The organism is Paraburkholderia pallida (assembly GCF_004524855.1).
Classification (GTDB): Bacteria; Pseudomonadota; Gammaproteobacteria; order Burkholderiales; family Burkholderiaceae; genus Paraburkholderia; species Paraburkholderia oxyphila.
Window position 1 is genome coordinate 1456611 of the sequence record NZ_CP038148.1, and the last position, 24884, is coordinate 1481494.

24 protein-coding genes and 2 tRNA genes are annotated in these 24884 nt (G+C 63.0%); 8 read left to right on the forward strand and 18 right to left on the reverse strand.

Annotation, left to right across the window (positions count from 1 at the left end):
* Nucleotides 1–132 precede the first annotated feature (132 nt).
* Nucleotides 133–1206 (forward strand): NAD-dependent epimerase/dehydratase family protein, encoded by a 1074-nt coding sequence (locus tag E1956_RS06590; protein ID WP_134747897.1) that lies wholly within the window; start codon nt 133–135, stop codon nt 1204–1206.
* 33 nt (nt 1207–1239) lie between these two features.
* Here the strand turns inward: E1956_RS06590 and E1956_RS06595 are convergent, their stop codons facing one another.
* Together E1956_RS06595 and E1956_RS06600 are read right to left on the reverse strand one after the other, a co-directional pair.
* A complete protein-coding gene (locus E1956_RS06595; protein ID WP_028215783.1) occupies nt 1240–1428 on the reverse strand; it encodes a hypothetical protein in 189 nt (62 codons plus the stop codon).
* 155 nt (nt 1429–1583) lie between these two features.
* Nucleotides 1584–2291 (reverse strand): pseudouridine synthase, encoded by a 708-nt coding sequence (locus E1956_RS06600; protein ID WP_134747898.1) that lies wholly within the window; start codon nt 2289–2291, stop codon nt 1584–1586.
* 244 nt (nt 2292–2535) lie between these two features.
* On the opposite strand from E1956_RS06600, the gene poxB reads away from it, so the two are divergent.
* From poxB to E1956_RS06615, 3 genes are all read left to right on the forward strand, one after another.
* Nucleotides 2536–4254, forward strand: coding sequence for a ubiquinone-dependent pyruvate dehydrogenase (poxB, locus tag E1956_RS06605; RefSeq protein ID WP_134747899.1), 1719 nt, complete (start codon nt 2536–2538; stop codon nt 4252–4254).
* Between the two features lie 316 nt (nt 4255–4570).
* Nucleotides 4571–4804 (forward strand): DUF1902 domain-containing protein, encoded by a 234-nt coding sequence (locus tag E1956_RS06610; protein WP_134747900.1) that lies wholly within the window; start codon nt 4571–4573, stop codon nt 4802–4804.
* Nucleotides 4805–4999, forward strand: coding sequence for a type II toxin-antitoxin system HicA family toxin (locus E1956_RS06615; protein WP_134747901.1), 195 nt, complete (start codon nt 4805–4807; stop codon nt 4997–4999).
* Nucleotides 5000–5266: 267 nt separating this feature from the next.
* Here E1956_RS06615 and E1956_RS06620 read toward each other — a convergent pair whose 3' ends face one another.
* From E1956_RS06620 to hemN, 10 genes are all read right to left on the reverse strand, one after another.
* The gene (locus tag E1956_RS06620; protein WP_134747902.1) at nt 5267–5977 is read right to left on the reverse strand and encodes a hypothetical protein; all 711 of its coding nucleotides are present in this window, start codon (nt 5975–5977) and stop codon (nt 5267–5269) included.
* A 661-nt stretch (nt 5978–6638) separates the two neighbouring features.
* Entirely contained in the window at nt 6639–7157 is a 519-nt protein-coding gene (locus E1956_RS06625) for a hypothetical protein (protein WP_134747903.1), read from the reverse strand.
* Between the two features lie 511 nt (nt 7158–7668).
* A complete protein-coding gene (locus E1956_RS06630; RefSeq protein ID WP_134747904.1) occupies nt 7669–9225 on the reverse strand; it encodes a DUF1254 domain-containing protein in 1557 nt (518 codons plus the stop codon).
* A 170-nt stretch (nt 9226–9395) separates the two neighbouring features.
* Nucleotides 9396–10871, reverse strand: a complete 1476-nt coding sequence (locus tag E1956_RS06635) for a DUF1254 domain-containing protein (RefSeq protein ID WP_197732819.1) — start codon at nt 10869–10871, stop codon at nt 9396–9398.
* 889 nt (nt 10872–11760) lie between these two features.
* Complete coding sequence (locus E1956_RS06640; protein ID WP_134747906.1) at nt 11761–13560, reverse strand: DUF927 domain-containing protein; 1800 nt, start codon at nt 13558–13560, stop codon at nt 11761–11763.
* A complete protein-coding gene (locus E1956_RS06645) occupies nt 13557–13946 on the reverse strand; it encodes a hypothetical protein (protein WP_134747907.1) in 390 nt (129 codons plus the stop codon). Before E1956_RS06645 ends, E1956_RS06640 begins: the two co-directional genes overlap by 4 nt.
* Before the next feature lie 3 nt (nt 13947–13949).
* On the reverse strand, nt 13950–14267 hold the full coding sequence (locus E1956_RS47520) for a helix-turn-helix transcriptional regulator (protein WP_134747908.1): 318 nt from the start codon (nt 14265–14267) through the stop codon (nt 13950–13952).
* Nucleotides 14268–14586: 319 nt separating this feature from the next.
* Entirely contained in the window at nt 14587–15801 is a 1215-nt protein-coding gene (locus tag E1956_RS06655) for a tyrosine-type recombinase/integrase (protein WP_134747909.1), read from the reverse strand.
* Between the two features lie 185 nt (nt 15802–15986).
* Nucleotides 15987–16071, reverse strand: a tRNA-Leu gene (locus E1956_RS06660).
* Between the two features lie 102 nt (nt 16072–16173).
* On the reverse strand, nt 16174–17559 hold the full coding sequence (gene hemN, locus E1956_RS06665) for an oxygen-independent coproporphyrinogen III oxidase (RefSeq protein WP_134747910.1): 1386 nt from the start codon (nt 17557–17559) through the stop codon (nt 16174–16176).
* A 230-nt stretch (nt 17560–17789) separates the two neighbouring features.
* Between hemN and E1956_RS06670 the strand changes: the two genes are divergently transcribed.
* The 3 genes from E1956_RS06670 to E1956_RS06680 all read left to right on the forward strand — a co-directional run bounded on the left by E1956_RS06670 (nt 17790) and on the right by E1956_RS06680 (nt 19716).
* Nucleotides 17790–18080 carry a YkgJ family cysteine cluster protein gene (locus E1956_RS06670; protein WP_134747911.1) on the forward strand — a complete coding sequence of 97 codons (291 nt, stop codon included), beginning with the start codon at nt 17790–17792 and terminating at the stop codon, nt 18078–18080.
* A gap of 62 nt (nt 18081–18142) precedes the next feature.
* On the forward strand, nt 18143–18766 hold the full coding sequence (locus E1956_RS06675) for a DUF1439 domain-containing protein (RefSeq protein ID WP_134747912.1): 624 nt from the start codon (nt 18143–18145) through the stop codon (nt 18764–18766).
* 95 nt (nt 18767–18861) lie between these two features.
* Nucleotides 18862–19716, forward strand: a complete 855-nt coding sequence (locus tag E1956_RS06680) for an undecaprenyl-diphosphate phosphatase (protein WP_134747913.1) — start codon at nt 18862–18864, stop codon at nt 19714–19716.
* Nucleotides 19717–19825: 109 nt separating this feature from the next.
* Here E1956_RS06680 and trmB read toward each other — a convergent pair whose 3' ends face one another.
* The 5 genes from trmB to E1956_RS06705 all read right to left on the reverse strand — a co-directional run bounded on the left by trmB (nt 19826) and on the right by E1956_RS06705 (nt 22599).
* Nucleotides 19826–20650: a tRNA (guanosine(46)-N7)-methyltransferase TrmB gene (gene trmB, locus E1956_RS06685; protein ID WP_134747914.1), complete on the reverse strand. Its 825-nt coding sequence runs from the start codon at nt 20648–20650 to the stop codon at nt 19826–19828.
* A gap of 317 nt (nt 20651–20967) precedes the next feature.
* Entirely contained in the window at nt 20968–21177 is a 210-nt protein-coding gene (locus E1956_RS06690; RefSeq protein ID WP_134747915.1) for a hypothetical protein, read from the reverse strand.
* Nucleotides 21178–21479: 302 nt separating this feature from the next.
* Nucleotides 21480–21554, reverse strand: a tRNA-Gly gene (locus E1956_RS06695).
* An 80-nt stretch (nt 21555–21634) separates the two neighbouring features.
* On the reverse strand, nt 21635–22198 hold the full coding sequence (locus E1956_RS06700; RefSeq protein ID WP_134747916.1) for a YggT family protein: 564 nt from the start codon (nt 22196–22198) through the stop codon (nt 21635–21637).
* A gap of 80 nt (nt 22199–22278) precedes the next feature.
* Nucleotides 22279–22599 (reverse strand): EthD family reductase, encoded by a 321-nt coding sequence (locus tag E1956_RS06705; protein ID WP_134747917.1) that lies wholly within the window; start codon nt 22597–22599, stop codon nt 22279–22281.
* A 1087-nt stretch (nt 22600–23686) separates the two neighbouring features.
* On the opposite strand from E1956_RS06705, the gene E1956_RS06710 reads away from it, so the two are divergent.
* Nucleotides 23687–23992, forward strand: coding sequence for a hypothetical protein (locus tag E1956_RS06710; protein ID WP_134747918.1), 306 nt, complete (start codon nt 23687–23689; stop codon nt 23990–23992).
* A 107-nt stretch (nt 23993–24099) separates the two neighbouring features.
* Here E1956_RS06710 and E1956_RS06715 read toward each other — a convergent pair whose 3' ends face one another.
* Nucleotides 24100–24774: a LysE family translocator gene (locus tag E1956_RS06715; RefSeq protein ID WP_134747919.1), complete on the reverse strand. Its 675-nt coding sequence runs from the start codon at nt 24772–24774 to the stop codon at nt 24100–24102.
* Nucleotides 24775–24884: the final 110 nt, after the last annotated feature.

A 24884-nucleotide genomic window follows, 5' to 3' on the forward strand; every position in this document is an offset into this window, starting at 1 on the left:
GTCTGAAATCCGGGAGATTGAGCTGGGTTGCGGCTCGTTTCGCCGATGTTCGGCGTGCTTGAGCCTGTCTGAGCGTGTTTCGGCCTGCTCGGGCCGTCGCCGCACGACGCCGGCGGCTAAAATGGGTCCACCATGATTGCCACACGAACCTTGCGCCGTGCGCGCATCCTCATTGTCGGTTGCGGCGACGTCGGTTTGCGCTGCGTCGCCCAGTTGCAGGCGCGGCGCAGCCGACCGCGTATCTTCGCGCTCACGCGCCGCCCGGAGCAGACCGGGACGCTGCGCGCCGCGGGCGCGGTGCCGGTCGCCGGCGACCTCGACGTGCGGGCACGCCTTGCGCGCCTGACCGGGCTCGCGAGCGTCGTGCTCCACCTCGCGCCACCCGCCAAAGACGGCGACGACGACCTGCGCACACGCAGGCTGATTGCGGCGCTCAAGACGCGTCGGCGCCCGGCGGCGCGGCCTGCCCAAAGCGGGGCATCGCGCCGCGCGGTGAGAGGCGCGTCAGCGTTTGCGCCAAGGCCGGCAAAACCGTCGACATCGACGCGTACAGTGCGTCCGAAATCGCCCTCTATTGTACCCGAGCGCACCCGCCGCGCCGCCCATGGCCACCCCGCGCGACCCACGCTCGTCTACGCGAGCACCACGGGCGTCTACGGCGACTGCGGCGGTGCACGCATCGACGAAACCCGCCCGGCGCGGCCTGCCAACGCGCGCGCGAAACGGCGCGTGGCGGCCGAGCGGCAGTTGCGGCGCGCAACGGCGCGCGGCGCGCTCAAGGCAACGATCGCCCGCATTCCCGGCATCTACGCCGGCAACCGTCTGCCACTCGCACGGCTCGAGAAACGCACACCGGCGCTGCTCGAGCAGGACGACGTCTACACGAGCCACATCCACGCCGACGATCTCGCGGCCATCCTGCTGCGTCTTGCCACGCACGGACGCCCGGCGCGCGTCATTCACGCCAGCGACGATAGCGAACTGAAGATGGGGGACTATTTCGACCGCGTGGCGGACGCGTTCGGCCTCGCGCGCCCACCGCGCATCAGCCGCGCAGAGGCGGAGCACGAACTCGATCCGACGCTGCTATCGTTCATGCGGGAATCGCGCAGGCTCGCCAACGCGCGGCTCAAGCGCGAACTGCGCGTGCGCCTGCGCTATCCCGATGTGGATGCTTTTTTGCGCACGCTGCCGCCGCACCCGTGAGCTCGGGCCGGCGGCGCGGCGCAAGCGTGCCGTTCACGTGATTGCCGGCAGCGCTTCGAGCAAGAGGAAGCAGAACAGGGCCCCGATGAGCGCCCCGATCAGATTCGGATGGTATTGATGCCGCAGATGCATCGACGCCAGCAAGCCGCCAATCAGAATCGCCCCCAGCGCCATGAATGCCATCAACACGAAAGAGATTTCGAATGAGCCGTTGATGATCATGATGCCCCTCCTTGCAACTTGTAATCGTTGTTGAGTCGAGTATAGGGCGGAACGTCTGGAAGGGCATGCTGCGGCGCGGCGCAATGAGGGGCGAAGCTGCGCGCGTGAGTGGGCGAACGCACGAAGGGCAGGCCGTGCGCGGCGTGCGCCGTGGTTTACCCCGGGTTGCGCAGCGCGTCGAGCGCGGCCGCATCGAGCCATTTCCATGCACCCGGGGCCAGATCCTCAGGCAGCGCGAAGCCGCCGATGCGCTCGCGATGCAGCGCTTCCACGCGGTTGCCCGCGGCGGCAACCATGCGCTTGACCTGGTGGTACTTGCCTTCGAGCACGCTCAATTCGAGCTCGTGCTCCCCGCGCGCATGCGCGGCAACGGCGGCGCTGGGTTCGCGCTCGCCGTGCAGCAGGACGCCTTCGCGCAGCGCCTGCAACTGCGTCTCGTCGAGCGGATGGCGCGTGGTGGCCACGTAGACCTTGGGCACCTTGCGTTTGGGCGAGGTGAAGGCGTGCACGAACTGGCCGTCGTCGGAGAGCAGCAGCAGGCCGGTCGTGTCCTGATCGAGACGTCCCACGCACTGCACGTTGCGCGCGGCGAACTGCGGCGGCAACAGGTGAAACACGCTCAGATGATGCTGCGGGTCGCGCGAGCACTCGTAGCCCGCGGGCTTGTTCAGCGCGAGGTAGGCGTGGGTGTGGAACGGCCAGGGCGAGCCGTCGACGCTGAACACGAGGCCTGCGGTATCGAAGGTGGCGAGCGGATCAGCGCAGGGCTGGCCCGCGACGGCCACACGCGCGTCGAGGATCAGGCCGCGGCACTGGCGGCGCGTGCCGAAGCCCTGGGAGAAGAGAATGCTTTCGAGGTTCATGGCGGGACGCCAGCGGCTACAAACCGCAGCATTTTAGCGAACGCCAGCGTGCCACCCGCGCACATGCCCGAATCGAATCCGTTTTTCCACGCGTGATGCCGCGATGACGCATGAGGTGCCGTTCTTTGGGCGTTCCGGTTGAGACACTTCACGGCGTGTCTCGCGCGGATGGCGTAACGTATCGCAACGCACCGGCCGACGCGTGAATCGCGCGCCGCACCTGACAGTTCACGAGGAGAACGGCATGGCGAAGACGATCGCGGATTATTTGGCGAAGACGCTCGAAGCAGTGGGCGTCGAGCGTATCTGGGGCGTGACCGGCGACAGTTTGAACGGGCTCTCGGCGAGCTTGCGCAAGCTCGGCACGATCCGCTGGATGCATACGCGGCACGAGGAAGTCGCCGCGTTCGCGGCGGGCGCGGAAGCCGCTGCGACCGGCCGGCTTGCGGTATGCGCGGGCAGCTGCGGCCCTGGCAACCTTCACCTCATCAACGGGCTGTACGACTGCCATCGCAATCACGCACCGGTGCTGGCCATTGCCGCACATATCCCGTCGACGGAAATCGGCCTCGGCTACTTTCAGGAAACCCACCCGACCGAGCTCTTTCGCGAATGCGCCCATTACGTGGAGCTCGTGACGAACGCCTCGCAGTTTCCGCGCGTGCTCGCCACGGCGCTGCGCACCGCCATCGACCAGAAGGGCGTGGCCGTGATCGTCCTGCCCGGTGACGTGGCGCTGCTCGACGGCCCGGAGGAAGAGCCTGTCTGGGCGCAGCATGCGCGGCCCGCGACGCTGCCGGCTTCCGCGGATCTCGACCGGCTGGCGGACCTGCTCAACCGTTCGGAGGCCGTCACGCTGCTGTGCGGCAGCGGCTGCAAGGGCGCGCACGACGAAGTGGTGGCGTTCGCCGACGCCCTCGGTGCGCCGACCGTGCACGCGTTGCGCGGCAAGCAATATGTCGAATGGGATAACCCGTATGACGTGGGCATGACGGGGCTGATCGGCTTCAGCTCCGGCTATCACGCCATGATGTCGTGCGACACGCTCGTGATGCTCGGCACTGACTTTCCCTATCGCAACTTCTATCCCGAGCACGCGAACATCGTGCAGATCGACCGCAACGCGGCGGCGCTGGGCAAGCGCGCGCCGCTCACGCTCGGGCTGATCGGCGACGTGCGCGAGACTTTGCGCACGCTGACGCCACGGCTCACGCGCAAGACCAATCGCCATTTCATTGAACGCGCGCGCGAGCACTACGCAACTGCGCGCAAGGGACTCGACGACCTTGCGCGCCCGGCGCCCGCGGGCAAGCCGCTGCATCCGCAATACGTGACCTCGCGTGTCGACGCGCTTGCCGCCGACGACGCGATCTTCGCCGTCGATGTCGGCACGCCGACCCTCTGGGCCGCGCGCTATCTGACGATGAACGGACGCCGCCGCCTGCACGGCTCGTTCAACCACGGCTCGATGGCGAACGCGATGCCGCAGGCGCTGGGCGCGCAGGCTGCGCATGCCGGGCGCCAGGTGATCTCGCTGTCGGGCGACGGCGGCCTTTCGATGCTGCTCGGCGACATTCTCACGGCGCGCCAGCTCGATTTGCCGATCAAGATCGTCGTCCTGAACAATGGATCACTGGGCTTTGTCGCGATGGAGATGAAGGCGGGCGGCTACGTGGAAACGGGCACCGATCTCGTGGCGACCAATTTCGCCGATATCGCGAAAGGGGCGGGCCTCTTCAGCGTGCGCGTGGAGACTTCGGAAGCGCTCGACGACGCATTGCGCGAGGCGTTCGCGCATGACGGCCCGGCGCTCGTGGACGTGGTGACGACCAAGCATGAGCTGGCGATGCCGCCGAAGCTGCAGTGGGCACAGGCGAAGGGGTTCAGCCTCTATATGCTGCGGGCGGTGTTGAGCGGGCGAGGGGACGAGGTGGTGGAGCTGGCGCAAACCAACTTGCGCTGATTCGCTGTGGCCGGCCTGCAGGGATTGTGCGCCGGCAACAAAAAACCCGCGAAGCGTTGTGCTGTCGCGGGTTTCTGTCCTTCACCGGTGCTTGCCGGAATATTCTTTGGTCGGGATGCCGTGATGATTCTATCGATCCATCCCTATATGATCAGAGTCTTGTTTTTGATCCATTCGGTGTCAAATTGCTACTGTGCGGAGCCGCACGGAGCCAGTTGTGACACACTGCAACAGTCCTGTTGGCCTACGTACAGCTAGCTAAACTTCTGTGTAAAATTGCCGGAAAACCACTACTAACCCCAATGGAGAGCGCGACATGAAGCAAGTGCATGTGACGGCCTTCTGGGATGCGGAAGCAAGTGTCTGGGTCGCTGAAAGCGAAGATGTCCCTGGTCTCGTCACCGAGGCTGAGGACATGGATTCCCTGATGAAAAAACTTGAGGTTCTTATCCCCGAATTGCTTGACGAAAATGGCTACCCCGATGGAGACGAGGTGCCGTTTGAGCTTAATGCAAAGATCACGGGAACCGCGCATCGGATGGCCGCTTGAATGTCCGACTTTACGCCGGAAGTGAAGAAAATCCTCGAAGCTTACGGATGCCGGTTCAAACGTCACGGCAAAGGGGATCACGACATCTGGTACAACCCACGTACTGGAAGGTCATTTCCGGTTGATGCCCACATTAAATCCCGCCACACGGCGAACGGCATCATGAAGCAAGCAGACATCGATCACAAATTCTAAGCCCCGCCCCGTGCGGGGTTTTTCACTTGTGGGGAGGCGACTCAAGGGTCTTCGTGGTTTGGCAGGGGCGTCGCTTGTCACAAGAGTGGAATACGTTGCAGCACGCGGCTAACGCCGGGCCTCGTCAATCTGCTCGATGCGAGGCAGGCCGCACTTCTTTAGGCGCGACGTGCCGGCCGCAAGGCGGCCTTCGGTATGGAACTGGACCACAAGGCGGGCAATACTCAGTTCACTCTTGGTATCGAGCGCCAGATAAGTTCCGCCGGCCTACTTGAAGACCATACCGTAGCGCAGAAACAGGTGCCTCTGCGCCGGCCGCATGGCACTGCATGCGCGCCGAAAGCGCGCGGGCGCGCGTCGCCGGCGGTGCCTGCCACGGAGGGGCTGGAAATCTGGGGGAATGCTCTCTACGCCGTCAAACACAGACGGCTGGCGGCGCGCCGCGGCCTCTGCTCGAGCGAGGCGCGCATCGAGTGTGGCCGACTGGATCGCGAAATATCGGGCAAGCGCATTGGTGTCGCTGTCGAACTGGCCGAACACGTGGTAGTAGGCGACCGCCTCGGAGAACTGGCCGTGGATTACTTGCGTGAATTCAGCGGCGTCTTCCTCGAGCTCCATCGCAATCTCTGGCTCGTAGTTCCTCGGGCCTGCGAGGTGGGCGGAAACGGCACTCCCGCTGAAGTTGCCATCGTCGTCTCGCGCCTCTTGATCGAGCCGGACAGCAAAGCGCATGGCGCGATTAACGAAGCGGCCAAAGAGTTTGTGCAACTGCGCCACAATGGTCTCTTGCAGATCTATGTCTTCGGGCTCGACTTCTCCACCGCGATCCGCCTTGATCTCTTCGGCGATGATCCACGCTTCGCTCTTCAGGTCATCGACCGAATGCTCACCTTGAGTAAGGCTGGCGATGTGTCGCAGATGCTTGAGCATCGGGGCGATGAGCCTATCGAAAAAGGTTGCGTCGTTCTGCTGGGCCATGGCATCGCCTTTCGACAGAGGGGGCTGTACGACCGGCAGTCTATTCCGGTGCCATGGCATTTGATGTGCGACGTTCGAGCGCGCCAGCGTCGCTGGCCGCTCCATCGGTACCCGACTCGCAGGCGCCCCTCGCGACTTGTGCATCAGCGAAGCCTGTACGTGGCCTGCAGGACGATCCAGAGTCGACGCCCTTACCGCAATCGCAAACCGGAAGTTGGGCGCTCGTTGCGCCTCGGCTACTGCTCTCGACGACAGTATCAGGCAGCCCCTCGTTAATCGGATTCGCGCAATGAACGGCTATGTTGGCGAAAGTTGGCGAAATCGGAATGCGGGACGCAATTGAGCGCCGACGATTCTTTTTCCACATTGCTTTCCCGGTATGTACCACCAGGGTCCCGCAGGCCCAGAAAGCAAAAAGCCCGATCAGAGTAGATCGGGCTTAAGTGCTTGAATTTGTTGCTGGTGCTCGGGCCGGAATGAAAAAAATCATGCTATCTCAATACTGGCGGGGCTATATCGCGTTTTAAGTTTTGAGATACCACCAAAAATACCACCGGGCAGGACAGGCTACCCCGCTTCAGGGCGCTATCGTCGTCACTTGTCGGATGCTTTCCCAAGGATTCTCGTCGAGCGCCATCGACGCGATGCACGGTGATCCACGTCACTTCTTTCGCCAGTCACCGAGCCAGCCGCCTTGTTTTCGCTCATCCCTAGCGGGTGGGTGCTGCCTCTCCGCTTCTGCCTGTTGTCGTCGCTCGGTCGCGTTTGTGTCCGTAAAACTACTCGGTCGGGTTGAGTTCTCCCAAACCGGCAGTTTCTGCCGCTCAACCTCGGCCTGCGCACGGTTCAAGTCGGTTCGGCTCCGGGCTCCACGCTGCAGCAACAACAGTTCCAGCAGCATCCCTTGCGCCACCGGATCGCCGGCGCCCGCCGCGGTCGGGGTCTCGGGTTTCGCTAAGGTCTCCCGTATTTCCTCGCCTGTCTGGGCCTGCCTGTTGCCTAGAACGTGAACCGTTTCTATCAACTCCTCTACTCGGGCCTGGAGGTTCAGCATCCCATCCGACTGGCCATCGAACAGGACGGCGCGGACGTATTTCGAGATGTCGCCGCCCGATCTGACTTCAAGCTCGGCCCGCTCTGCGACGGTGCATCGGACTGTGAATCGTGTGTGGTTGGTCATAGTGTGACAAGTGTTGCAGACATTGTGTGCCAGTTTTCAGCCAATCAAACCCATGTCCGACAGGCATTTCATGATTTTGCGTCGGACGCTTGTCGGACGCAAATTATCGGCATTTTTTAGATCGAAATCGCGGGAACCCTTGCTGGGCAGTGGTTTTCCGGGTTTTGCATGTGCCGAAGGCACTTGCGTACTGTGTATGGCTCGTTAAGGGCAGTGATCGACCAGAAAAACAGTGAGGTGCCGGGACAGTTACGGGCAGATTGCGTGGTCAGAAACACGTTTCGACTCGTTGCCCAACACCTTTCCTGTCTTCGGCTCTGAGGGACGACCTATGCCTTTTGCATGCGACGCCCGACGACGATCGTCTATGCTCGGCGTCGGGCTCTGTGCGGCCAAATTCGGACGTCCATTTACACCATCTACCGACCGTCCGAGTGTCAGCTTTGACCTCGGGTACGGTCGGTACGGGATTAGCTACGAACTGGGTAGTGCGTTCGCCTGCGCCGTTCCACTACTGCGAAATGCGCTTGACGTCGTCAGGCTTCCAGGTCTGGTTGAAGAAAGCCTCCTTGGGGCTATACAGGCGCAGGATGATGAAATAGCCCTTGTTTGGCACGGTCTGCACCCAGTTTGCTTCCTTCCCGGCCGGCGCCTTCGGTCCAAAGTAGAGGTCATAGGAGCCGTCCGCATTCGGCGCTGGCTTGTCCATCGAATTCAGGGATGGCAGTGGCTGACCGTTGTCCAGGCCGGATCCCGTGATCGGGTCGTAGACCGTCACTGACCAGAAGTTGGCCGCAGGGATATTGGGCGGCAGATGGAGTTGATACGTCGAGCCGCCCTGCAGCAAGTTGCCGTCCGAGTCGCGCCATGTCGACGGATACTTGGCGCCCTTCTCGACCATATCGACGACCATTCCAGGACTTGCAGCGTAGGCCGTTGTGAAATAGGCGTCGCGCTGAATCAGGTTCGTGAAGGTGCCGCTCGCCTGGAATTGCGGATTCTGTCCCGCGAAAACATTTTCCCACTGCCGGTCGGGATAGTATTTCCCGCCCGGCTGGGTGCTCAGAGCGTCCCAGATCTCCGTCTTGCTCATCTTGAACGCCGTTTTGGCGGCCTTATCCAGAAGCTCTCGCTGTCGCGCAGTCGGCTGGAAAGGTTGGCCCTTCTGAATGCCGATCGCCGCCATCATGCCGCGCCAATCCATGTCCGCGGGGTCGACGGTCTCCTGCTCGACAAAACGCGCGAGCATGTCGAAGTAGGCGCCGTCGTGGGGAAACAGCATGTTCGCCGGATCGGTCGAGCCGTTGGGGAATTGCATCGGCACTGCGGACTCACGTTTGCCGTACGGATAGATGTGCGTAGCGGCGACCAGGTCGTTCGCGGGCTTCAGATCCTTCGGGTCGGTGAAGAAGACCCGGAAGAAGACGAGCACGTTGTTGGTACGCGACCGGTAGACGTAGTAACCCTTCGGCGTCGGGCGATCGTAGTTCCACGGCACGATCAGATACTTGCCGCCTTTCCCGGCATCGGGACCGACAAAGCCAAAATCGCCGCTATACGCCTTCCCGCCAATGGTGGGGCCGGTAAGCGGGCGCTGGAAAAAGTCATCCAGTATCCCCTGCGTCTTGGGAGGGACGTCGACGACGATCGGTCCGTCCTTGGCCAGGTTCACGTAGCCCATCGCATACAGGCAATCGGAATTCGGTGTGGTCACCTTCGTCTTTGCGTTCAGCCGCTGCTTCCAGACCGGCAACACGTTATAGCCCGCGCCATAGGTCTTCTCCGAGCCCTCCTTCATGGCGAACAGGTTCACGGCCGGCAGCGACCACAGGTAGACCTGTACGGCGCGTTGGAAATACAACTCTTCGCTGAGCGCTTTGGCGGAATCCGCCGTAGGAAAATCACCCGCGAACGGCGCATTGGCCAGCGCGTCGCGGCTCGACTCCAGCGTCTGTGCAAGTGTGTTCTGTGCCGATGCGTGGCCAGCGTAGGCCGCCGTGCCCGAAATGAGGAGCGCAATGGCGCAGCGCAAGAGACGCGCCGATCGGTTCAGTTTGTTCGGATTCATTCGTTTGCCTCATCGAAGCGAAGGATGCTGCGCAGTTGTCGCCATGCGGGTTGTTGAAAATGGCGCAACCGCTAGATCCTCACCCATCAGTCATTGAAATTGAAGCGTGGCTCGCGCTGCGTCGGCGGCCACGTCACGGTTCATCTACTCGGCCATGGCGATGACCGGCATTAAACAAGCTGGAAATCGTTGAGCTTGAACGCTTTGGTGTTCAATGCCTCGGTTGGACCATAAAGACGCATGGCTGGGAGTGGACGCTTGCCCGCCGTCGGGATCCAGTTGGACTCCAGCCCTTTCGGCGCCTTGGGACCGACGTACAGCGTCACGCCGCCATCCGCATTTTTCTTCATGGTGTCGAGGTCGTAAGACGAAAGCGTCGTGCGGTTGGACTCGCTGTAGATGAACGCATTCGTGGCCCGGTCATATACGGTGAGCGCCCAGAATTGCTTGACGGGCATTTGCGCCGGGACGTCGAGCTTGTATAGCTTTCCAGCCTCAAGAAGATTTCCGTTGCTGTCCGCGACGGCCATCAAATACTGGGTGGCGGGATCCGCACTCAGGACCCTTGGCATGTACGTGCACCAGAAGTATTCAGCCGCCCGGTTGATCAGGTCGATCCTGTCGTCGTACACGAAAGTGAAGGTCTTGTTGTCGTCGGCTTGAAGAAGCGAAGCGTAATGCCGGTCCGGCCAGAACAGCTTTTCTCGCGGGAAATGGTCGTACCAGTGCTGCAGATAGAACCACGCATCAATCGCCGCCTGGCGCATGGCCTTCTTCGTCGTTTCATCGGGCTTGAAAGGCTTGCCCTTTTCGATACCTAGCGAGGCGAGCATGCCCATCATGATCTTGTCATGAGGATTGACAGGCTCGACGCTCATGATGGCGTGCATGTCGTCGAAGTGCCGTTCATCAAAAAACGGAAGCGTGGGGTAGCGATCGTGGATGGGATCGATGAAACGCTGCTTTGGCGGATTCGCGGCTTCCGATAGGTAGTACATGCGTAGCCGCTGCGCATAGTGATAGGCGTCCGCCGCGGTCTTGCCCGGCGCACGCACGGAGCGAAATGCCAGCGCGATCCGGAAATTGGGCGAGGCAACGTGGATATAGCCCTTGGGAACGGAGCCCTTGTAGCCAGGCGCGGTGAAAAGAAACTTCGCACCTTTGCCCTTGTCGAGCCCTGAAGGCCCCACGTCCGCGATCGTGAACTGCCAGGCATCGACAACCTGTCCGTAGACGCTGCCTTCGGCACCGGCGGCGGGGACTTCCAGCACCACGGGCCCTTTTCGCAGATCGGTAAATGCCGAGATGTATGGTGTCGTGCTATTCGCGGTGATTGCTTCGAGCTTCGGCGTAGCCGGCGCTGAATAGGAAATGATGTCGTTATCCTTGACACCCAGATTGTCGAAGGCCGCCCGCCGGAAACTGTAGATCGCAATCGCGGGCATGTTCCACAGAACCGCTTCGAACGCGCGCTGATACTTGATCTGGTAGTCAAAGTCCTTGATCGAGGCAGTCGAGCCGGCGGGAGGTTGGCCACCCAGCGGCTCCCCGGGGCTACCCGCTCCCGACGCCAGAGGCGTCGGCGCCTCTTCGGCGACGACATTCGGGCTATTGCCCACAGTTGCGACCCCCGCCACCATTGCCATGCTTATGCGGTGAAAGTCTCTACGCGAAAGTGTCATCGTTATGCCCTCTGGGGATGCCGGCAGCCTGTTATGCGCTGGCAGTAGCGCTGCAGGCGCGTAATCTTGAAAGAATTAGATACTTCCAGACAAATGCCCATTAGGGCAAAGGGCAACGAGATTGCCCTTTGGGGCAATCTCGCGAGCCATACAAGTGAAGAGGGCATGCACCGGGTCCACAGGCTCCGACGCACCCTGCCAGGGATGCTCATAAACCGAAGGAGGGAAAAATCGAGGTGTTGAATTACCGCCACTGACATCGGGTGAAGGGGAGGTACCAATGCCGACCGTTTGCATGGCGAATTCAACGTCGACTTCCCCCCAGACAAGGATGAGCGTGCGTCCGCTCTGCCTTTACAAAGAGTCGTTGACGCGCAGAACACTGTCGGTCCGCTCAGGGTCGACACACGCCACACGTGACCTGCAAACGGTCAAGGGACCCAATCTCGCAACGCAACATGTCCCGCGAACGTCAACCTCCGAATCCGAATACCTGCCTTTCCACACTTTTCTCAATGGTTGGGGGTTTGGTGGGTAGAGCGCACCGCCGATCATTTAGTGCGCCGACGCAGTCGGCGGGATTCAGCCTAGTCGGCTTATCGCTTACGACTTCCTCTAGTATATTTTTTGCACGTTCTCGCCGTTCCACGCGTTCTAGCCTTATGCATCAAGGGTTTGCGGCGGAACGTTCCCGATGATGCAGGCGTTCGGGACGTTTCATGAGGGCCGCACGCAATGGATTCTGGAACGTCTGTAACACCCACACGTTCCGCCGACGTTCCGGCTGAAATCCTTGCCAGATACGGGTGGAGCACATGGAACGCGTGGAACGTCTCGAAAATCTCGCACTTCATTAGCTCACCCCATCGAGTTGCAGTGGATCGATGTGATATAGGCGTTTTTTGCCTTCCGGCGTGTTGGTCGGCTTCGCGTCCTCCTTCTTGCTCTTCCCTGCGAGCGCGCCCGCGTCATCAATCGCCTTCAAGGCGCGGTGGAAGTCATAGCCCTTCGTCGCCTCACGCAGACCGCCTGACGTGAACAGGTACAAACGCCGTTCGCTGTCCTTTTTCCAGTACCCGGCCCGGTCTCGCACCGCATCGGCGCTTCCCTCGATGTTCGAGAACCGGCTATCGCCGTGACGGTCGATAAAGTCGGCCACGGCGCGCAGGATGGCCGCGTGCTCGGAGTTGCTGCCCGATGCGCCACGCTGGCCGCGCCACAGGTTGAAAGCGTGCAGCGCCGCTGCGGTCGGCGTGTCCTTCTCCCAGGGCGTGACAGCCCACGATGCCGACAGCTCCCCGGCAAGCGCGCACAGGGCGAACGTGCGGGCCGCGCGTCGCTCTTGATCCGATCCTTCAGGGAATCGCTTGATGATCCAGTCGAGCGAATCGGACAGACGAAGCCCGCCGCGCAGCTTAGCAACAAGGTGTTTGATAAAGCGCGGCCCGGCGTGGCCGTAGTGGTTGGCGGCAAGGTTGCGCACCTCGTCGGACAGCACACCGCCAGATGCGCGCCCGTGTAGGTCATCGAAGATGCCGTGCTTGCCACTAACCGGCACGTCGAGGATGCGCACAGCTTGCCCGGCCTTCGCTTCAATGCCGCCAGCCGCCATGCGCGCCCCTACCGTCAGTTCCCCTGTGGATAGCAGGAACGCCCGCCAGCGCGCCGCCTGTCGTGCCTCGCCGGAGCGGTTCGCCCGCGTCTTGCCCACACCGTTGATAAGCGCATAGGCGGACTCGTAGAGGCTGCGCGGGTCAATCTCTCCGATCTCATCAAGCGCCAGAAGGGTATCGGAGTGCATCGCGCCCGCACCCTCAAGACCGTTTGCCGTCGCGCGCCATGTGCGCTTGAACTGAGTGCCGCCCCACGCGCTGATACTCGCCGTCAGTGCTGTTGTTTTGCCGCTCGATGAATCGCCGAACAGGTGCGCGCCGCCGCCGTCGATGTTGAGCGGGTGCAGCAGCGGGCCAGCAAACGCCGCCGACATGGCGAACATCAACATGGGGTTTCCTGCCGCCAGCGCGGCCAGCGTGCCCCAGCCCTCGAACGTCCCGGCCACGGCATAGGAGGCGGTGCGGCCCGATGCCTGAAACCAGATGTCATCCGCGCCGATCACGCCGTCAGGCAGCACAAACGCATCGTCGTGCCAGCCGGTCACGCTGGCGGCGCGCATGGTCAGCTTCGGATGCTGGTTGATGATGTAATCGGTGATGCCGCCACGGTTGCGCAGATCGAACGTGACGCCCTCGCTGAGCAGCTCGGCGCGCACCTCGTTACCGTCACCCGCGAGCATTGCCATCGGCATCGCCCACCGCTTGATGCGTCCGGTGGATGGCGACAGCATCTCCAGCAAGCGCCCATAGCCGCCGTCCTCACGGTTGCGCGTGACGGCTGTCACCCACATCGGCGAACAGATCCACTTGTCGAGCAGCTCGGGCGGCTCGTCGGCTTTGCCCAGCTTCATGCCGTGGTAGTACACGCCCGGTTTGAGCGTGACGCCCTCGATCTCCTGCCAGTCGGAATAGGCACGCCAGCATGGGCGCATGTCGAGTGCGGGATAGTTGGTCTCTGCATCGGCGGGCCCGGCTGCAATCGCCGCATCGTTGCCGGGGATGCGGTGCGGGGTCGCGGCGAGTTTTTGCTGACGGGTCATTGCAGGTCTCCCGTCAGTCGCGGGCGCAGTGTTGCGGCGTAGTCTGCCAGCATTGCCTTGCGCTCGGCGTAAGCCTTGCCCGAACCAATCAGCGCGGCATCACGCACCTGTAACTTGGTCAGTACGCGCAGATCGGCTGCAGTCATGGCGTCACGATCCAGCGGCCCAGCCACACCGCTGAAGGCCCGATTCACGAGGCGGATTTCGTTCGCGTAGTGATGCGCCCGAGTTGTCTTGCCCTCAGCCTCACGGGTCAGTACCAGCATCTCGCGCAGCAGCGCGAAACTGGTTGCGGCGTCACGGCGGGCTGAGTGGTAATCCAGCGCGTTTGTCGAGGCTGCGCTCTTCGTGGAAGTGTGGCCCTTTTTATTTCGAATCGTCGCCATCGCTCAGCCCTCCGCATCGGCAGGAACGAGCGCCACAGCTTGCTTGCGGACTTGCTTCGGACCGGTGGGCGGTGTCTCGCTTGCCGGAGTATCGGCGGCTTGCGTTGCGGCTGCGTCGGCGCGGTAGTTCGCCGGATCGGCCAGAAATTCCTCGATTGAACTTTGGCGCCAGCCGACAGAACGTGGTCCAAGTTGGACAGCGGGAGGGAAGGTTTTCGCAGCGATGCGCGCATAGATCGTGGAGCGCGAAAGGCCGGTTGCGGCCTCAACCTGTTTGCGGCGTAGCATAACGTTGAGGGTGGGTTGAATCTGTCCAACCATGGGTCACTTCCTCTCAAAAGTGGCCGGAGTCGTTTCACCATGCGGGCGTGTGACAAGTGTTGACAACGCGCGAGCGCGCCTTTAGTATCACGCCGTAGTCGATGCTTTAATGGTATCGACTAGGTGTTCCGGGAAAGGGACTCCAGTTATAAAAATGCCGCCCTTGGTGTTCGAGCACTTCAGGGCGACGCTCAATAGGCCTCCAATGCGAGGCCTTTCGTGCTTGCGCGTTCCAGCACGAGCCGAAGTGTAACCTAGAATTTTGCACTTGCCCTAAATTGGGGGCGAACTTGCAAAGCCCGCCCATCATCCCCGCTGTCTAGCCTGCCAGTTGCAGGACTGTCGCGCCGGCTTTGAGCCTGTCCAAGTAGTCCGCCCATACCTGCATCATCGCCCGCCGATCCTTGATAAACCGCGTGCGGTTGTACGCGCCGCCCAGGTTGTCCGGTACGGCGTGCGCGAGCTGGTGCTCGATAACCTCCGGTTTTTGTTCCAGCTCCTCGTGCAGGATCGTGCGCGCCATCGCGCGAAAACCGTGGCCGGTGATCTCCGTTTTCGTGTCATAGCCGAGCCGGCGCAAGGCGGCGTTGATGGCTGCCTCGCTCATCGGCCGGTTCCGGTCGCGTGCGCCGGGGAACACGTAACGCCCGGAGCCGGTGAGCGCGTGCAGCTCTCGCAGGATCGCGACGGCCTGCGCGGAGAGCGGCACAAGGTGCGGTGTATCTGTCTTACTCACGAGATAACGCCATTCGGCCTTGTCGAGGTCGATATGCTCCCATTCCGCCTTGCGCAGCTCGCCAGGGCGGACGAACAGCATCGGCGCCAGCTTGAGAGCGCAGAGCACGGGAAACGTGCCGCCGAAGCCATCGAATGCGCGCAGCATTTCGCCCACTTTGGCGGGCTCAGTGATGGATGCGAAGTGCGTCGTTTGTGCTGGTGGTATCGCGCCGAGAAGATCGCGCGCCGGGTCCGCCTTGCACAGACCTTCCTTGATGCCATAGCGGAACACGCGGCTGATTTCACCGCGCAGACGGTGCGCCGTGAAGCGTGCGCCGCGGCTGTCCACGCGCTTGAGCACGTCAAGAATATCCGGCGCTTCGATTTCGGCAACCGGGCGCCTGCCTAGCCATGGGAATGCGTCGTTCTTGAAGCGAGCCAGCGTCTTGTCATACTGCGCGGGCTCGACATAGGGGCGACGTTCGTCCATCCACGCCAGCGCGACGGCTTCGAACGTGTTGATTGCCGCCAGGCGGGCCGCGCGCTTGTCCGCCTTCTTCGCCTCGCCGGGATCGATGCCGGCCGCTAGCTTCTCTTGCGCCTCGTCGCGCTTCTTCCGAGCCGCCGCCAGTGACACGGCAGGGTAGACGCCGAGCGCAAGCGTCTTGTCCTTACCGTTGAACCGGTAGTTCATGCGCCAGTACTTCGCGCCGGACTGGGCGATCTGGAGGTACATGCGTCCGCCGTCAGACAGGCGGTTACCGGTGCCATCCGGGTTGAAGCGGGCATTCCTGATCTGGGTGTCGGTCAGCGGCATGGTGGTATGTCCGGTGGTATCGCTGCGCGAAATGTGGTGGTAACTCGCCTAGTGCCACCAAAAATACCACCCGATACCACCGGCTGTCCACGGATCAAACCGGAACACCCAGGAAAGAAAAAACCCGCGAAGCCTTATGCTATCGCGGGTTTCTGGACTTCACCGGAACTTGCCGGAATATTCTTTGGTGCCTCGGGCCGGAATCGAACCGGCACTCCTTTCGGAACCGGATTTTGAGTCCGGCGCGTCTACCAATTTCACCACCGAGGCAGTTTTCGCCGCCTGCTCTTAAAACAGACGCTCGAAGTAGCGGCAAATTATGGCGTAAATTTGCGGCCGCGGCAACCATAGACGTTAGCCCGGCGACAATGCTCAGATCGTGCGCGAAAAGCGCTCAACCTGCTGGGACCCGAGGTAGCGGTCGAACACCATGGCGATATTGCGCACGAACATGCGCCCGGCGGGCAGCACTTCGATCCGGTCGGAACTGCGCGCGACGAGACCGTCGACTTCGAAGGCGCGCAGCCGTTCCAGCTCGGGAGCGAACACGGCCGGGAAGCGTACCCCATAGGCCGCCTCGAATTCGTCGAAGCGCAACTCGAGATTGCACATCAGCTCGGTGATGATGTCGCGGCGCAGGCGGTCGTCGGAGCTCAGGCGCACGCCGCGCGTCACGGCGAGCCGCCCGGCGTCGATGGCGGCGCCATAGCCCGGCAGATCCTTGGCGTTCTGCGCGTAGACGTCGCCGACCTTGCCGATCGACGAAGCGCCGAAGCCGATCAGGTCGCACTCCGCGCGCGTGCTGTAACCCTGGAAATTGCGATGCAGCGTGCGCTGAGCCTGGGCGCGCGCAAGCTCGTCGGTGGGCAGCGCGAAGTGATCCATGCCGATATAGACGTAGCCTGCGTCGGTCAGCTGCTCGACCACGAGCTGCAGCAGCGCGAGCCGCGTGGCCGGTGAGGGCAGCGTGGCGGCGTCCATCTGGCGCTGCATCTTGAAGAGCTGCGGCATGTGCGCGTAGCCGAATACCGAAATGCGCTCGGGTGCGAGCAGCAGGATCGTGTAGAGCGTGCGCTTGAAGCTGGCGACGCTCTGATGCGGCAACCCGTAAATCAGGTCGACACTGATCGACTCGAAGCCGTTCGCGCGCGCCGTGTTCATGACGTCGACCGTGAGCTCGAGCGGCTGGACGCGGTTGATCGCGCGCTGCACGACCGGATCGAAGTCCTGTACGCCGAGGCTCAGCCGGTTGAAGCCGAGCGTGCGCAGATGTTCGATGGTTTGCACCGACGCCTCGCGCGGATCGATCTCGATCGAGTATTCCCCTTCGCTGTCGGGGCGCAGCGCGAAGTGCTCGCGCGTGGCGGCCATCAGCGTGCTCATTTCCTCCAGCGAGAGAAACGTGGGGGTGCCGCCGCCCCAATGCAGCTGTGAGACCGGCCGCGTGGTATCGAACAGCGCCGCCTGCAGTTCGATTTCGCGCACGAGTTGCTGCACGTACGGTTTCGAGCGCTTGCGATTTTTTGTCGCAACCTTGTTGCAGCCGCAATAAAAGCAGACTGTGTCGCAGAAGGGGATGTGGAAGTACAGCGAGAGGTCGGTTTCCGCTGCGCCGGGATCGGCCGCGGCGTGCCGGTAATGATCGAGATCGAAATCGTCGCGGAACTGCAGCGCGGTGGGGTAGGACGTATAGCGTGGGCCGTTTGCGCCGTATCTGGCCAGCAGATCGGGACGAAACAGAAGGTCGGTGTCGCTCATGCGGGGACTCTGGGATGGCCGGCGCGGCACCCGCAGTGCGCCTCGCGGCATCCATGGCGGGGCGTCTTGATGCGCCTGATAAGCTCAGTGTAAGAGTCCGTTGATCAGGATGTTTGTGTAAAAAGGTCGCATCTTGCGATGGCACAATGTGAAGTGTTGTTTGCCGTGGTCGCGCTTGCGCCGGGCGATGGTCCTTTTTTGAATCTGTAACAGTCTGGTTTCAGGAAGCAGTGGTGAGTGCCGGTTCCCCTTTTCCCGCGTCCGCGCATGCATGCCGCCGCGGTTGCGGCGCATGTTGTATCGCGCCGTCCATTTCGAGTCCGATTCCCGGCATGCCGCACGGCAAGCCCGCGGGCGTGCGCTGCGTGCAACTCGACGAGGACTTGCAGTGCAAAATATTCGGCTCGCCGTTGCGTCCCGCGTGCTGCTCGGGTCTGCAGCCGCAGGCCGAGATGTGCGGCGCGTCGCGCGAGGAGGCGCTCATCTGGATCGAGCGTCTCGAAGCCGCCACCAGGCCGTAGTTGTGCCGCCCGGCGCCCGCTGAAACCCGTCGTCCCCACATCGTCCATTAAGGAGATTTCGAATGATCCGACGCGCGACGCGCGCCTCTTCCCCTTCGCGCAACCCCGACACGCCTCGCGCCGCCCGACGGGCTTTCGTGCTCTCGGCCTGTGCGGCGGCCTGCACGGCGATGTCGCTCGGCGCCTGCGCGTCCGGCATCTTTCCCTTCATCCCCGATCACTACACCTTTTCGCAGCAGCAGGTGCAGGGCGCGGTGCAGCGCAAGTTCCCGTACCACCGCTCGGTGCAGCAGCTTTTCGATGTGACGCTCGCGAACCCCGTCGTCACCCTGCTTCCCGACCGCAACCGCGTGGCCGTGCGTGTCGATGCGCATCTCGAAAGTCCGCTGATGCAGGAGCCGGTGAGCGGCGTGTTCACGCTCTCGAGCGAGCTCGCCTACGATGCGCCGAGCCGCTCGGTCATCCTGAAGTCGCCCTCGGTCGACAGCGTCGATATGGCGGGCGGCGCCGCCATCTATGCGCAGCAGGTGAACGCCGTTGCCGCAGTGGCCGCCACCCAGCTGTTGGCCAACTATCCCATCTACACGTTCAAGCCCGATCAGCTCCAGTTTGCCGGCGTTAATTACGAACCCGGTACAATCACCATCCTTACAAACGGCATACGCGTGCAGATCGTCGAGAAATAAGCGACGGGAAGCTCGCCGCGCGCAGCCGTCGGCGGGCGGGCGCGCAAGTGCCGTACGGTCCCCCCGACGCAATTTTTTCCGCAAGGGGAGTGGGGATGGACTGGATTGTGACGTGCAAGGCCCTGATTCTGGGCATTGTCGAGGGGCTGACGGAATTCCTGCCGGTCTCGAGCACCGGGCACCTGATCGTGGCGGGTAGCGTTCTCAACTTCGACGGCGAGTTTGAAAAGACCTTCGACGTCGTGATCCAGCTGGGCGCCATCCTCGCCGTGTGCTGGGAGTTCCGCCGCAAGATCGGCGCCGTAGTGACGGGCCTGCCCACGCGGCCCGACGCGCGGCGCTTCGCGCTCAACATCGTCGTCGCGACGATTCCTGCCGTGGTGCTCGGCCTCTTGTTCGAGAAGGCGATCAAGTCGGTGCTGTTCTCGCCGGTGCCGGTCGCGTTTGCGCTCGTCGCGGGCGGGTTGATCATCCTGTGGGTGGAAGGGCGCCGGCGCGCGGGAGCGGGGGCGGGGGCCGGCAACGCGCCGCCGCCTGCGCGCGTGAATTCTCTCGACGACATTTCGTTCTTCGACGCGCTCAAGGTCGGCTGCGCGCAGTGCTGTGCGCTGATCCCCGGCATGTCGCGCTCGGGCTCGACGATCATCGGCGGGATGCTGTTCGGCATCGAGCGGCGCGTGGCCACCGAGTTCTCATTCTTCCTCGCGATTCCGATCATCTTCGGGGCGACCGTCTACGAAATGCACAAGACCTGGCAGACGCTCTCGGCCGACTGGCTCGGGCTCTTTGGCGTGGGCTTCGTCGCCGCGTTCATCAGCGCGTTCGCCTGCGTGCGCTGGCTCCTGCGCTATATCGCCTCGCACGATTTCACGGTGTTCGCCTGGTATCGCATCGCGTTCGGGCTCGTGATCCTGCTGTTCGGCTATGGCGGCGGCCTCGACTGGCAGTGATGCGTGGCAGTGACGCAATATGCAGCGACGCTGGAACCGGCGTCGCCGGAAAGCAAAACGGGCGCCGCGGCGCCCGTTTGTCTTGATGGTCGTGCTTGCCGCCGACGCGTCAGCCCGCGCGGCGCTTGAACACCAGATCCCACACGCCATGACCGAGCCGCAGGCCACGGCGCTCGAACTTGGTCACCGGACGATAGTCGGGGCGCGGCGCGTAGTCGGCGGCCGTGTTCTCGAGCGCGGTCTCGGCGCCCAGCACTTCGAGCATCTGTTCCGCATAGTTCTGCCAGTCGGTCGCGCAGTGCAGGTACGCGCCCGGCTTCATGCGCGAGATGAGCAACTGGACGAACTTCGGCTGGATCAGGCGGCGCTTATGGTGGCGCGCCTTGTGCCACGGGTCGGGAAAGAAGATGTGCACACCGTCGAGGCTCGCGGGCGCGATCATCTGTTCGAGCACTTCCACGGCGTCGTGCTGAATGATGCGGATGTTCGTGAGGTTCTGCTCGCCTACCAGCTTGAGCAGCGCGCCCACGCCCGGCTCGTGCACCTCGACGCCGAGAAAGTCGTCGTCCGGGCGCAGCGCGGCGATCTCCGCGGTGCTGGCGCCCATGCCGAAGCCGATCTCCAGCACGCGCGGCGCGTGGCGGCCGAACACGGCGTCCCAATCGGCGGCCTCGGGCGTGTAGGGCACCACAAAGCGCGGGCCGAGTTCGTCGAGTGCGCGGCGCTGGCCGGTGGAGACGCGCCCGGCGCGCGTCACGAAGCTGCGGATGCGGCGCAGGTGCAGGCCTTCATCGGCGCTTTCAGTGCTCGCCTGAGCGTCTTCTGCCGAGGCATCGGGCGCAGCCGTTTCCTGCGACGGGTTCGCGGCGTGGTCATCCGCGTTGGCGGGCGGCGTGCAGCCAGTGCGGGCTGCGTCGTTCGGATCGTGGTTCATCTTCGAGGACGGGAGGTGAGGGCAGCGGGCTTCGCGGTGTCGGGCACTGTCGGCATGGCGCGCAGTGTTACCTGGATAGCGGCGTTCAAACGTTCGCGCCGCGTTGGACGGAAGGTTCGCGCGTGGACGCTGGCGGCGGTGCGGGGCACATGGCTGCAGATCGCCGCCGCTCGCAGCTGGCCGGAGCCGCATCGGGCAAACCCGGCGCGACGCCGCGCCCGGTTGCGAAGCCGCCGCGCATTATAGCAGCGCGGCCCTGCGTGGCTTTAAGCGGCCTGGCGGGGTGCGTGGCCTCGCGGGCTCTCTGGCAGGCGGATTCAGCCCGCTGCCACCGTCACGTGCATGGGCGTGGGCGCTTTCAGCTCGAACTCGTCGACGCGGCCTGCGCGCACGTCGAACAGCAGGCGCGTGAGATCGGCCACCAGGGCCTCGTGATGCTGGGCGTCGGCGGACAGTTGCTCCTGGGTATTGGCCAGCAGCGTGGTGCGTGCTTTCACGATCAGCGCGATCGCACTGCGGCGAGACATGAAAAATCGTTCCATCGATAACGGCCTGCGCGGATGCGCAGGGTAAGACACGGGGCTGCCGCGGGAATACATCGCCTGCAAGTGCTGATGCTAGCGCATCGACAAGCCGGTCTGCAGCGAATCGTGCAGCGGCGGATCTGGGCGGAAATCGCTGGAGTGGCCCATGGCCACTGCCCACCAGAGGTTACTGGCGTGACGACGCGGTTATGAATCTCAGGGAAACCGGGACGCCGGGCAGATCGGCTGGCAGGGGAGATGCCGCGGCGCCTTGCAATCATGCATGAGGCCGCGATGTGAATTCGTGGAGCGGGCGATGGGAATCGAACCCACGTCTCCAGCTTGGGAAGCTGGGGTAATGGCCATTATACGACGCCCGCAGAGCGCGCCATTTTACGCGGAATTCACCGGGTTGTGCAATCACCCGCGTCCCGCGTTGCCGCGGGACGCGGGTGCGGCGTCAAATTCCGAACAGCGTGAGCGAGACCGCCGCGCGCGTGACGACCATCAGCAGCACCTGGACGATCACGAACAGCAGAATCGGCGAAAGGTCGAGTCCGCCGAAGTTCGGCAGCACGCGCCGAATGGGATTCAGGAACGGCGCCGTGAGTTGGAGCAGCACGGGCATCGCAGGCGAGCGCGGGTTCAGCCACGAGAGCAGCGCCATCAGAATCGTGAGCCAGATGAGCAGATTGAGCGCCCACTTCACGAGCGTGAGCACGGCGACAATCAGGAGCGTGGGCAACAGACCGAGCGGATCGACGCCCGCGAGCCATACCATCAGCAGCACATAAACGATGGCGGCAATCAGCGCGGCGACGACACCGGCCCAGTCGATGCCGCGCACGCCGGGAATCACGCGGCGCAGCGGCAGCACGAGCCAGTTGGTCGCTTGCTGGATGGCATGCGTCACGGGGTTGTAGGGCGGAACGCGGACGAACTGCAGCCAGACGCGCATCAGCAGGGCGGCGCCGAACAACGTGAAAATCGTGTTGAGCAAAAAGCGGGCGATATCGCCGAACATCGGTGTTTTTTCCTTCTTGTGATGAGTGACGGTGCGTGGCCGCAGGTTCTGGGCGTGTGGTCTGCGGCCCGCGGCGCGAATCAGACGGTAACCTTGATTTCGCTGACCAGGATCGTGCCATTGCCACCGTCGGTATAGTTGGGAATGTCGTCGACGAGCACCTTCTGATGCAGCTTGAACACGGCGTAGAAGTCATCCAGCGTGTCGAACAGGAAGTGCCCGGCTGCGACGTAGGGCGGCGGCGTGCCCGGCGGCCCCGCGTTGATCCCGATGTCGATCGACCAGCCCTTGAGCGTGTCCCCGAAAAGCTGCGCGGCGAGCGGCATATGTCGCGCGGCGTAGTACTCGGTGTCGAATCGGCCGTTTTCGCGGTAAGGATAAAGGATGCTGACCTTGATCATTGTGCGTTCCTGTCGATGAATCCCGATGCGCGCCGCTTGCAGCAGGCGTGCGCGCGCCGTTTGCCACATTACCACGGCTTACGCCTTGCCAGTGTGGGCGCGAGGCGTCGGCTGCCCACTCGATGCACACGGGATTCCGGTTGTTTTTCCGGCTAGCGGCTAAAGTGAGTTGAGGCGCCCGTGCAAGGTCCCGCGTCGCGCAATGTTCGCTGACGTACCGATGCAACAGGCGTGGTCCGATTAAAAGGGATGTGAGGAAAGGCGGCCGGCGAAGGCGAGTGTGTGGCAAACATGGGATCCGGTCGGCGAGCACAGGCCGTCGGGCGCGCGGTGGCGCTCGGGGCCTGCTGCATAGCGGCTTTCGCGCAGCATGGGGACCGCGCGATTAACAGGTCCCACGCGATATGTCACGCACCTGCGGCTATCTCGCAACACTGCGGTCGTTGTTCGCAAACCTGCGCACAATGCTTCTATGGCTCCGGTTTCGTTGTTGCTGTCGTGCAATTGGGTTGTTTCCTGTCGGTTGTCCGATTCGGGAGGTCACCATGAGCATCTTCGCTTACCGAAAGCATCTGCGGTTTCTCACGCGCCATCAGCGTCGCCGCTGGTGGGATCAGAGGAAGCGTCTAACGCCTCGCGTACAGATTAGCGGCGCGTACGTTCCGCCCAACGTCACGCGCGAGTTCACCTACGTGAAAGTCGGATAGCGCCGCTGCTCGTTCTCTTGCGATCTCTACGATGCCCGGTCCGTGGACCGGGCATCGTCGTTTCAGGCCCGTGAACACGCCGCCCCAACCAATTTGTAATGAAACATTACCTGCCTTTCTGGCGTCGTGTGCGAAGTTGTCGGTAACTATGACCGGGTGATTGGCTCGGGTGGCCTGCAAGGCTCGATGCACTGCCGTTTCGGCCTTTCGTCGGCAGAAGTTTGCGGCATTGCCTTGATTCAGCGTCAAGAAGCCTGCATCTGCGATTGCAATTTGCAACAAATGGCAACCTTTGACGGCTTCCGTTTTAGATAGAGTCCATGTGTGGGCTGTGCCCGTCATGTGGAGCGACGCCGTCGTCGGCCGCCAGGAGAAGAGAAGTGAAAAAGACCGTTTCGTTTATCGTTGCCGCTGTGCTGGGTGTGGGGCTCGTCAGCGCAGCCGAGGCGCACGTTTCGGTGGGTATCGGTATTGGCATTCCCGTTGCACCGGCTTATCCGGTCTATGCTGCTCCGGTCTACGCACCGCCTCCGCCCGTGTACTATGCGCCGCCGCCGCCGGTGGTCTATGCGCCGCCGCCCGCGGTCGTTGTCGGCGGTTATGGTGGCTATGGCTACTATGGCCATCCGTACTGGCGCCATCATGGCTACTACCGTGGCTATCACGGCGGCTGGTACCGCCACTAAGCTCGGCGGATGATGCCGGGTGGCCCAGCCGCCACCCGCTCGAAGTTTTCTGTAACGGCGCAACGCCGGCTCATGCCGCGTTGCGCCGTTTGCTTTTCAGGCACGCGTCACGCGGCGCCCGTAGTCTGGACGATCAGATCGCGGTAGCCGTGCACGATCACGCTGTATGAGAAGTACGCGAACAGCAATGCCGACAGCACGTGGCATGCGCGCAGCAAGCCCGCGCCGGCGCGCTTGCGGCCATGGCTTGCGAGGCCGCACAGGAAGAGCGTCCAGCCCAGTCCTCCCAGGAAAAAGCCGACGAGAAACACGGCCGCGGAGCCCGCGGTCGTGGCGCCCGATTTCGCGATGAGCGCGCCGCCCACGGCCGCGAACCAGAGTATCGCGCTAGGCGAGGACATGGCGAGCAGCACACCGCGCGCGAAGCTGCGCCACGGATTGGGCTTGGCTATCGCACTGTCAGCTTCGCCTTCCACCGGCGGCGCGGCAGCCGGATTGAGCGCTTCGCGCGCCATCTTCCAGGTGAGCATCAACAACAGGGCTGCACCGCCGATCCACACGACCCAGCGCACCGCATCGAATTGCAGCAGCGCCGCCATGCCGGCAAGCGCGAGCGCGGCGTAGGCCAGATCGCCGAAACAGGAGCCGATGCCGAGCCAGAAGCCCGGCCTGAAGCCGTGTGTGAGCGTCAGCGAGATGCACGCGACGTTGACGAGGCCGATGTCGAGGCACAGCGAGAGCGACAGAAAAAAGCCGTCGGAAAGCAGGGAAAGGTGAGGCATGTAACGTTGATTGTTGTTGTGCCGCGCCGCCCGGCGCGAGGGATGCGTGACGGGCGGCGCGGCGTGTGTGCGCCGCTCGTTGGCGGCTTCGGAGTAAGCGGTTCGAACGG

Bases quoted from the DNA above. Each gene is read 5' to 3' on its own strand.
- E1956_RS06590 (WP_134747897.1), top strand. From the start codon at position 133: ATGATTGCCACACGAACCTTGCGCCGTGCGCGCATCCTCATTGTCGGT.
- E1956_RS06595 (WP_028215783.1), bottom strand. From the start codon at position 1,428: ATGATCATCAACGGCTCATTCGAAATCTCTTTCGTGTTGATGGCATTC.
- E1956_RS06600 (WP_134747898.1), bottom strand. From the start codon at position 2,291: ATGAACCTCGAAAGCATTCTCTTCTCCCAGGGCTTCGGCACGCGCCGC.
- poxB (WP_134747899.1), top strand. From the start codon at position 2,536: ATGGCGAAGACGATCGCGGATTATTTGGCGAAGACGCTCGAAGCAGTG.
- E1956_RS06610 (WP_134747900.1), top strand. From the start codon at position 4,571: ATGAAGCAAGTGCATGTGACGGCCTTCTGGGATGCGGAAGCAAGTGTC.
- E1956_RS06615 (WP_134747901.1), top strand. From the start codon at position 4,805: ATGTCCGACTTTACGCCGGAAGTGAAGAAAATCCTCGAAGCTTACGGA.
- E1956_RS06620 (WP_134747902.1), bottom strand. From the start codon at position 5,977: ATGGCCCAGCAGAACGACGCAACCTTTTTCGATAGGCTCATCGCCCCG.
- E1956_RS06625 (WP_134747903.1), bottom strand. From the start codon at position 7,157: ATGACCAACCACACACGATTCACAGTCCGATGCACCGTCGCAGAGCGG.
- E1956_RS06630 (WP_134747904.1), bottom strand. From the start codon at position 9,225: ATGAATCCGAACAAACTGAACCGATCGGCGCGTCTCTTGCGCTGCGCC.
- E1956_RS06635 (WP_197732819.1), bottom strand. From the start codon at position 10,871: ATGGCAATGGTGGCGGGGGTCGCAACTGTGGGCAATAGCCCGAATGTC.
- E1956_RS06640 (WP_134747906.1), bottom strand. From the start codon at position 13,560: ATGACCCGTCAGCAAAAACTCGCCGCGACCCCGCACCGCATCCCCGGC.
- E1956_RS06645 (WP_134747907.1), bottom strand. From the start codon at position 13,946: ATGGCGACGATTCGAAATAAAAAGGGCCACACTTCCACGAAGAGCGCA.
- E1956_RS47520 (WP_134747908.1), bottom strand. From the start codon at position 14,267: ATGGTTGGACAGATTCAACCCACCCTCAACGTTATGCTACGCCGCAAA.
- E1956_RS06655 (WP_134747909.1), bottom strand. From the start codon at position 15,801: ATGCCGCTGACCGACACCCAGATCAGGAATGCCCGCTTCAACCCGGAT.
- hemN (WP_134747910.1), bottom strand. From the start codon at position 17,559: ATGAGCGACACCGACCTTCTGTTTCGTCCCGATCTGCTGGCCAGATAC.
- E1956_RS06675 (WP_134747912.1), top strand. From the start codon at position 18,143: ATGATCCGACGCGCGACGCGCGCCTCTTCCCCTTCGCGCAACCCCGAC.
- E1956_RS06680 (WP_134747913.1), top strand. From the start codon at position 18,862: ATGGACTGGATTGTGACGTGCAAGGCCCTGATTCTGGGCATTGTCGAG.
- trmB (WP_134747914.1), bottom strand. From the start codon at position 20,650: ATGAACCACGATCCGAACGACGCAGCCCGCACTGGCTGCACGCCGCCC.
- E1956_RS06690 (WP_134747915.1), bottom strand. From the start codon at position 21,177: ATGTCTCGCCGCAGTGCGATCGCGCTGATCGTGAAAGCACGCACCACG.
- E1956_RS06700 (WP_134747916.1), bottom strand. From the start codon at position 22,198: ATGTTCGGCGATATCGCCCGCTTTTTGCTCAACACGATTTTCACGTTG.
- E1956_RS06705 (WP_134747917.1), bottom strand. From the start codon at position 22,599: ATGATCAAGGTCAGCATCCTTTATCCTTACCGCGAAAACGGCCGATTC.
- E1956_RS06715 (WP_134747919.1), bottom strand. From the start codon at position 24,774: ATGCCTCACCTTTCCCTGCTTTCCGACGGCTTTTTTCTGTCGCTCTCG.